4 protein-coding genes are annotated in these 6,330 nt (G+C 75.9%); 2 read left to right on the top strand and 2 right to left on the bottom strand.

What is annotated here, in order from left to right; translation table 11 throughout:
• Window positions 1–63: 63 nt before the first annotated feature.
• Window positions 64–699 carry a TetR/AcrR family transcriptional regulator gene (locus ACFV04_RS19765; protein ID WP_380530598.1) on the bottom strand — a complete coding sequence of 212 codons (636 nt, stop codon included), beginning with the start codon at window positions 697–699 and terminating at the stop codon, window positions 64–66.
• A gap of 131 nt (window positions 700–830) precedes the next feature.
• Between ACFV04_RS19765 and ACFV04_RS19760 the strand changes: the two genes are divergently transcribed.
• Together ACFV04_RS19760 and ACFV04_RS19755 are read left to right on the top strand one after the other, a co-directional pair.
• Entirely contained in the window at window positions 831–3,029 is a 2,199-nt protein-coding gene (locus ACFV04_RS19760) for an MMPL family transporter (RefSeq protein ID WP_380530595.1), read from the top strand.
• 87 nt (window positions 3,030–3,116) lie between these two features.
• Window positions 3,117–3,908, top strand: coding sequence for a hypothetical protein (locus tag ACFV04_RS19755; protein WP_380530592.1), 792 nt, complete (start codon window positions 3,117–3,119; stop codon window positions 3,906–3,908).
• Between the two features lie 106 nt (window positions 3,909–4,014).
• On the opposite strand, the gene ACFV04_RS19750 is transcribed toward ACFV04_RS19755, so the two are convergent.
• Window positions 4,015–6,246 carry an MMPL family transporter gene (locus ACFV04_RS19750; RefSeq protein ID WP_380530589.1) on the bottom strand — a complete coding sequence of 744 codons (2,232 nt, stop codon included), beginning with the start codon at window positions 6,244–6,246 and terminating at the stop codon, window positions 4,015–4,017.
• Window positions 6,247–6,330: the final 84 nt, after the last annotated feature.

The raw sequence follows: 6,330 nt of genomic DNA, 5'->3' as shown, positions 1-6,330 counted from the left end.
CTCCCCCCGCCACGCCCGGCCCCCCGCGCGCCGGGCGCCGGCCCCGTCGGGCGGGGCCGGGGTTCATCCCCGTCCGTCCGCCCCCTCCGCCCCGACGGCGCCGGTGAGGAGCGCGTGCACGGCGGCGGCCATGGTGTGCCGCGCCTGTTCGACGCTCAGGCCGCTGTCGCGCCAGTGGTGCCAGGCGCTCCAGGTGGTCACCGCGTCCAGGGAGTTGAGCAGGTCCGTGCGGGCGGGCCCGGGGAGCGGGTCGAGTTCCGCCGCGAAGACCTGTGCGAGCCGCAGGCGGGCGAAGTCCAGCATCTGCCGGACGGCCTCCAGGACCCGGGGGGACGGGTTCTCCAACCGCATGACGGCGAGCCTGGCCGGGGTGACGCCCTCCAGGATGCGCGCGCGCTGTTCGGTGATGGCCGCCACCCGCACTTCGCGCGGCCCCTCGGTGGGCAACGGCCTGATCTGGGCCGCGAGTTGTTCCAGGCGCCGGTCGACGGCGACTTCGGCCAGTTCGGCCATGTCCGCGAAGTGGTGGAACACCAGCCGGCGTGAGACGCCCGCCCGTTCGGCCACCTTGTCGGCGGGGAAGTGCGCCTGGTTCTCGTCGAGCAGCGACAGCACGGCGTCGGCGATCTTCTCGCGGGTCTGGCGCCCGCGTTCCGTGCGCCCGTCAGGGACGGGCGCGGCGGCCTCGGTCCGTTTCACGTGGGCTCCTCGCCCTCTCGTTGACATTGTTGCACCGTGAGTGCAAGTGTACGCGTTGCACTGAGAGTGCAATGAGTTTGGCGGGGGCCCGATCGCGCCTCCCGCCGCACGAGAAGGGCTGTCCGTCGCCGATGTTCACCACTGTGGGGCGCTGGTGCGCCCGCAGGCCCAAGCGGGTCGTCGCGGCCTGGCTGCTGCTGGCGGCCGCCGCGCTCACCGCCCTCGCGACGTTCGGGCGCGTCACCAGCGAGGCCGTCTCCATCCCCGGCAGCGACAGCCAGGCCGCGCGGGACCTCGCCGACCGCGCGTTCCCCGCCCCGGCCTCCGGCAAGCAGCCCGTCCTGCTCCACACCCCGGCCGGCGGCCCCGCCCTCACCGACCCGGCCACCGCCGCCGCGGTGCGCGGCGCGGCCGCGGCCGTCGCCGCCGTCCCGCACGTCGCCGCCGTCACCACGCCCTACGACCCGGCGGGCGCGGGCGCCATGAGCGCCGACGGCCACACCGCCTACCTCTCGGTCGAACTCGACGTCACCGGACGGGAGGTGACGCCCGCGACGACCGCTGCCGTGCTCGCCGCGGCGGCCCCGGCCACCGCGGCCGGCGTCGAGGTCACCCCCGGCGGCTACCTGGCCGCCGCGGTCGACAAGGGGAGCACCGGGCGCAGCGAGGCCATCGGCCTCGGCGCCGCCCTGGTGATCCTCACCCTCACCCTCGGCAGCCCCGTCGCCGCCGCACTGCCGCTGCTCGCCGGTGTGATCGGCCTCGGCATCGCGCTGCCCGTCCTCGGCCTGGCCGGGCACCTGATGGACGTGCCCGAGGCCGGCGAGACCATCGCCGCCATGATCGGCCTGGGTGTCGGCATCGACTACACCCTCTTCGGCCTCACCCGCTTCCGGGACCTGCGTGCCGCCGGGGCCGGCATCGAGGACGCCGCCGTGCGCACGACCGCCGGCTCCGGCAAGTCCGTCGCCTTCGCCGGCAGTGCCGTCGTCGCCGCGCTCGCCGGACTGGCCCTGGGCGGACTGCCGCTGCTGTACGCCCTGGCGCTCGCCCCCGCGATCGCCGTGGTCACGGCGCTGGGCGTGAACCTCACCCTCCTGCCCGCGACCCTCGTCCTGCTCGGCCGGCGGCTGACCCCCCGCGCGGCCGCCCCGGCCCCCGGCGGGCGCCCGCGCGGCTGGGGGAGGATCGCCGCCCTGGTCGCGGCCCGGCCCTGGCCCCTGCTGCTGGCCGGCCTGGCCCTGCTCGGCGCCCTCGCCGTCCCGGCCGCCCGCCTGCACCTCGGCCAGCTGGACGCCGGCAGCAAGCCCGCCGGGAGCATGAGCCGCACCGCCTACGACCGGATGGCCGAAGCCTTCGGCCCGGGCGCCAACGGCGTGCTCCAGGTCGTCGACGTCCTGCCCGCCCCGGCGCCCGCGGGCACCGCCGACCCCCGGACCGCGGCCGTGACCACCGCGCTGCGCGGGGCGGAGGGCGTCGCCGCCGTCAGCCCGCCCGCGCCCGCCGCCGACGGCCGCACCGTCCGCTGGCAGGTCACCCCGGCCACCGCCCCCGCCGACCCCGCCACCACCGCCCTGGTCCACCGCCTGCGCGCGCAGGTGCTGCCCGCCGCCACCGCGGGAAGCGGCCAGGTGCTGCACGTCGGCGGCACCCCCGCCGCCCAGGCGGACCTCAACGCGCGGATCGCGCAGCGCATGCCGCTCGTCGTCGGCTTCGTCCTCACCGTCGCGGGCCTGCTCCTGCTGCTGGCCTTCCGCTCGCCGGTCGTCGCGCTGAAGGCCGCCGTGATGAACCTGGTCTCGGTCGCCGCCGCCTACGGCGTGCTCACCGCGGTCTTCCAGCAGGGCCACGGCGCCCGGCTGATCGGCCTGGAGGGCGCCGTGCCCGTGCCCGGCTACGTGCCGCTGCTGATGTTCGCCGTGCTCTTCGGCCTGTCGATGGACTACGAGGTCTTCCTGCTCAGCGCCGTGCGGGAGGGCTACCTGAAGGAACGGGACAACCGCCGCGCCGTGGTGGCCGGACTCGCCGGCACCGGACGGATCATCAGTTCGGCCGCCCTGATCATGGTCGCCGTCTTCCTCGGCTACCTGCTCTCCGACGACCCGGTCGTCAAGATGTTCGGCATCGGCCTGGCGACCGCCGTCGCCCTGGACGCCACCGTCGTCCGCGGCCTGCTGGTCCCCTCCACCATGGTCCTGCTCGGCGACGGGAACTGGTGGCTGCCCCGGTGGCTCGACCGCCTCCTGCCGCACATCGACATCGAGGGCGACGGCTCCGGGGAGCACCCCGCCGCGCCGCACCCCGCCGACCCGTCACCCGCGACCCGGTGAGCCCCGCGGGCCGACGCCCGCCGGACCGCCCGGGCCCCGCAGCCCCACCCTTCCCCGACCCGATCCACCCGCCAGGAGCAGTTCCCGATGCACCCGCACCCGCGCCGCCTGCCGGCGCTCACCGCCGTCGCCCTCACCGCCCTCACTGCCGGCGGCGCCGCCCTCGCGGCGCCCGCCGCCCACGCCGCCCCCGACTGCGGGCGCGCACCGCTCCAGTACTCCGTCGACAGCGGCGCCCACTGGACGAACAGCGCGACGATGCCCGCCGAGTCCGCCACCGTCCAGGTCCGACTGGCCGGAGAACCGGCCGCCGGCTGCGACTACCACGTCTCGCTGGGCTCCTACGAGGCCCAGGGCCCGACCTGGGCCACCTCGGGCCGCCAGGCCTTCCTCGGCTGGGCGACCACGACGCTCACCCGCGAGCACTACCGCGACACCCTCGACGTCACCGGCCACCTGCCGCGCTGCTACGGCGAACTGGCCCTCTACGCGGTCGGTGAGAAGTACGACGGGAGCGACAGCGACCACCCGCTGCCGCACTACCCGGACGAGCCGTTCTCCGGCCTGGCGATCGCCTCCTGGAACGGCGGCACCGCCTGCGCCCCCGCGCCCACGGCCGGCCCGACGTCCACCCCGACGACCCCCGCCCCGGTGCCGTCCACCCCGACGACCGCCCCGACCACCGCAGCCCCGACGACTGCCGCCCCCGCCCCCGCGCCGTCCCCGACCGGGCCGGGCACACCGTCCCGGACCCCGACGCCCGCCCCGACGCTGGCCGCCACCGGATCGGACGACGGCCTGCTGACCGCCGCCGCGCTGGGCGCCGTGGTCCTGGTCGCGGCCGGCGGCGCGGCGCTCCACGTCGGCCGACGCCGCTGACGGCCCGGCGACGAACGGGCGGCGGCCCCGCGTCGGGGCCCGCCGCCCGGCGCGGGGCCGACGGCCCAGCCGGCGTCCGCAGCGGCGTCCACGGCCTGCCCGGCCGCTACGCCCGCTCGCCCTCGCCCTCGGTGTCGAGGTGCGGCAGGACCCGGTCCAGCCAGCGCGGCGTCCACCACGCCTTCGCCCCCAGCAGCGTCATCACCGCCGGCACCAGCAGCAGCCGCACGACCGTCGCGTCCACCAGCACGCTCACCGCCAGGCCCAGCCCCATCATCTTGATCACGATGTTGTCGCTGACGATGAACGCGGCGAACACACTGACCATGATCAACGCCGCGCAGGTGATCACCCGCGCCGTGATCTCCAGCGCGTGCGCCACCGCGTCCCGGCTGCGCCCCGTGCGCAGCCAGGCCTCGTGCACCCGCGACAGCAGGAAGATCTCGTAGTCCATGCTCAGCCCGAAGACGATCGCGAACATCATCATCGGCACGTAGCTCTCGATCGGCACCTTCCCCGAGACCCCCAGCGCCTGCCCGCCCCAGCCCCACTGGAACACCGCCACCACCACCCCGTACGAGGCCGCGATCGACAACAGGTTGAGCACCGCCGCCTTGACCGCGACCAGCAGGCCCCGGAAGACCACCAGGATGACCAGGAAGGCCAGCCCGACCACCACCGCGATGATCAGGGCCAGCCGGCTCGCCACGATGTCCAGGAAGTCGACCTGGGCCGCGGTGTTCCCGGTCACGTACGTCCTCGCCCCGGTGCCCGCCACCGCGTCCGGCAGCACCGTGTCCGACAGACGGTTGACCAGGTCGGTGGTGGCCCGGTCCTGCGGCCGGTCGGCCGGGACGACGGTGCCGAACAGCACCGCGCCGTCCGGACTGGTCTGCAACGGCGTGCTGCTCGCGGCGCCCGGCACACCCGTGAGCGACTGCTGCACCGCGGCCAGCACGGCCGGCCGCGACCCGGCGGGCACCGCGCTCTGGTCGACGACCACGGTCAGCGGCCCGTTCGACCCCGGACCGAACGCCGCGGACATCAGGTCGTAGGCACGCCGGTCGGTGAAGGAGGTGGAGTCCGCGCCGTCGTCGATGTGACCCAGCTGGATGGAGAACAACGGGATCGACAGCACCGCCAGCACCGCCACCCCCACGGCCAGGTACCGCCACGGGTTCGCCTCCACCCGCCGGGCGTAGCGGTGCCAGCTCCCGCCCTCCACACCCCCGTCACCGCCGGCCTCGGCGATCGGACGGCGCACGCACACCCGGTCCATCCGGCGCCCGATCGCCCCCATCAGCGCCGGCAGCAGGGTCAGCGCCCCGAGCACCGCCGACACCACCGTCACCGCCGCCGCCGCACCCAGCTTGGCGATGAAGGAGATCCCCGACACCGACAGCCCGGACAACGCGATGATCACCGTGCAGCCGGAGACCAGCACCGCCCGCCCGCTGGTGGCCACCGCCTGCCCCGCGGAGGCCACCGGATCCACCCCGTCCATCAGGTTCTGCCGGTGACGGGTCAGCAGGAACAGCGCGTAGTCGATGCCCACCCCGATGCCGATCATCGTCGCCAGCGTCGGCGCGACCGTCGCGAAGGTGGACAGCGCCGCGATCAGCCCCAGCACCCCCAGCCCCACCACCGCCGCGAACAACGCCGTCAACAGCGGCAGCCCGGCCGCGACGACACTGCCGAACCCCACCAGCAGCACCACGATCGCCACCGCGAACCCGATCGCCTCACTGGCCCGGTCGTCCGGCGCCGGCCGGGCCAGCTCGCCCAGCGGCCCCCCGTACTCCACCTGCACCCCGGCCTCCCGCAGCGGTGCCACCGCCTCGTCCACCCCGGCCAGGTACTCGGTGCCCAGCAGCGTCGGCGCGGTGTCGAACCGGACGGTGATGTACCCGGTCGTCCCGTCGGCGGACAGCGGACCGCCCGGCGGGGACGGCTGACCCGGCGGCGGCAGCGGACTCTGCACCGACACCACGTGCGGCAACTGCTGGAGCGAGGAGACCGCCTGCGCGATCTGCGGCTGGAAACCGCCCAGCTGCGCCGGGTCGTGCAGCACCACCTGCGAACTGGTGCCCGCCGCGGCCGGCTCGTGCGCCTGCAGGACGTCACGGCCCTGCTGCGCCTGGGTACCGGGCAGCGAGAAGTCGTCGGAGTAGGTGCCGCCGATCGTCTTGTTGGCGGCCTGCACCCCGGCCAGGGCGACGATCCACAGCACGATGACGATCACCGTGTGGCGGGCGCACCACTCGCCCAGACGGCGCAGCGCCGCCCGCTCGGTCGGGCTCGCGGCGGCCGGAGGGGCTTGGCGGGCGGACGGCGGCATGGACGGCTCCCGGGTCTGCTGCGCGCTGGTGCGCCGGATCGGCGCAGTGTTCCCGACGGCGCGCCGCGGCCACCGGTACCGGCG

This window comes from Kitasatospora sp. NPDC059599 (assembly GCF_042735125.1).
Classification (GTDB): Bacteria; Actinomycetota; Actinomycetes; order Streptomycetales; family Streptomycetaceae; genus Kitasatospora.
Note: the sequence above shows the minus strand (reverse complement) of the source record. Positions and strands in the feature narration are given on the sequence as shown.